We start from the raw sequence: 1,657 nt of genomic DNA, 5'->3' as shown, positions 1-1,657 counted from the left end.
GTACGTAATCTGGCCGCCTTCGTTGACTGCACTTGGCGCGGTCAGGGTCACGGTAGTGGTATCAGTGGTACCCGGTGTGTCGGTAACGGTGGTGCTCACCGGCGTAGTGCCAGGTACAAGGTTTTCGAAATGCTCGGCACCAGTCACGCTTTTGATAGCGGCAGTGACGGTTTGTTCGCCTGTGTAGACGTCATTCGGCGCGACGGTAGTAACGCTGCCGCTCGACTGGTTCACACCAATGGTGATGGTCTGGCCGTTATCCAGGGTGACGGTCAGCGGGTTGGTGATGTTAGTCACCGCATTACCCGACTTATCAACCAGCGACGCGGTGTAGACGATGTTGCCGCCTTCGCCCACGGTGTTAGTAGCGGTCAGAACTACATCCACTTTGTCGATGGTGTCGTTGATCGTGGTGGTTGCGCCATTACCTGCAACTTCCAGTTTTTCGAAGTTGCCGCCAGTAGCGTCAGTGATCTTGACGGTCTGGGTGCTCTTATCGATGAACACGTCATCGCTTGGCGCCGGGACGGTCACGGTGCCGACTGTGTCGCCAGCTTTGATGGTGATGGACGAACCGTTGTCGAGTTTAAGAGTGACGTCGGTGCCGGCCTTGTTGCTCAAAGTCGCGGTATAGGTGATCTGACCACCTTCGTTTACTTCCGACGGAGCCGTCAGCGTAACGGTGGTGGTATCGGCAGTGCCCGGTGTGTCGGTGACGGTGGTGTTCACCGGCGTGGTACCCGGTACCAGGTTCTCGAAATGCTCGCCGCCGGTGATGCCTTTGATAGCGGCAGTGACGGTTTGGTCGCCTGTGTAAACGTCGTTTGGCGCCACGGTAGTGACGCTGCCGCTCGACTGGTTCACACCAATGGTGATGGTCTGGCCGTTATCCAGAGTGACAGTCAGCGGGTTGGTGATGTTAGTCACCGCATTGCCCGACTTATCAACCAGAGACGCGGTGTAAACGATGTTGCCGCCTTCGCCAACGGTGTTGGTGGCGGTCAGGACCACATCCACTTTGTCGATGGTGTCGTTGATCGTGGTGGTTGCGCCGTTACCTGCAACTTCCAAATTCTCGAAGTTGCCGCCAGTAGCGTCAGTGATCTTGACGGTCTGGGTGCTCTTGTCGATGAACACGTCATCGCTTGGCGCCGGAACGGTCACGCTGCCGACGGTGTCGCCAGCCTTGATGGTGATGGATGAGCCATTGTCCAGCTTCAGAGTGACGTCAGTACCGGCCTTGTTGCTCAAAGTCGCGGTATAGGTGATCTGACCACCTTCGTTGACCGCCGACGGAGCCGTCAGAGTCACGGTAGTGGTGTCAGCGGTACCTGGGGTATCGGTAACGGTGGTGCTCACTGGCGTAGTGCCCGGCACCAAGTTCTCGAAGTGCTCGCCACCAGTCACGCCTTTGATAGCGGCAGTGACGGTTTGGTCGCCTGTGTAAACGTCGTTTGGCGCCACGGTAGTAACGCTGCCGCTCGACTGGTTCACACCAATGGTGATGGTCTGACCATTATCCAACGTCACGGTCAGCGGGTTGGTGATGTTAGTCACCGCATTACCCGATTTATCAACCAGCGACGCGGTGTAAACGATGTTGCCACCTTCACCAACGGTGTTAGTGGCAGTCAGAACCACATCCACCTTGTCGATG

General features: G+C 57.0%; 1 protein-coding gene. It reads right to left on the bottom strand.

Annotation, left to right across the window (positions count from 1 at the left end; genetic code table 11):
* Nucleotides 1-1,657 (bottom strand): immunoglobulin-like domain-containing protein (locus M5B97_RS27535; protein ID WP_349292538.1); only part of this gene is annotated, 1,657 nt, incomplete at both ends.

Source organism: Pseudomonas sp. MWU13-2517 (assembly GCF_023242545.1).
Lineage (GTDB): Bacteria > Pseudomonadota > Gammaproteobacteria > Pseudomonadales > Pseudomonadaceae > Aquipseudomonas.
This window is presented reverse-complemented; position numbering and strand designations above follow the sequence as displayed.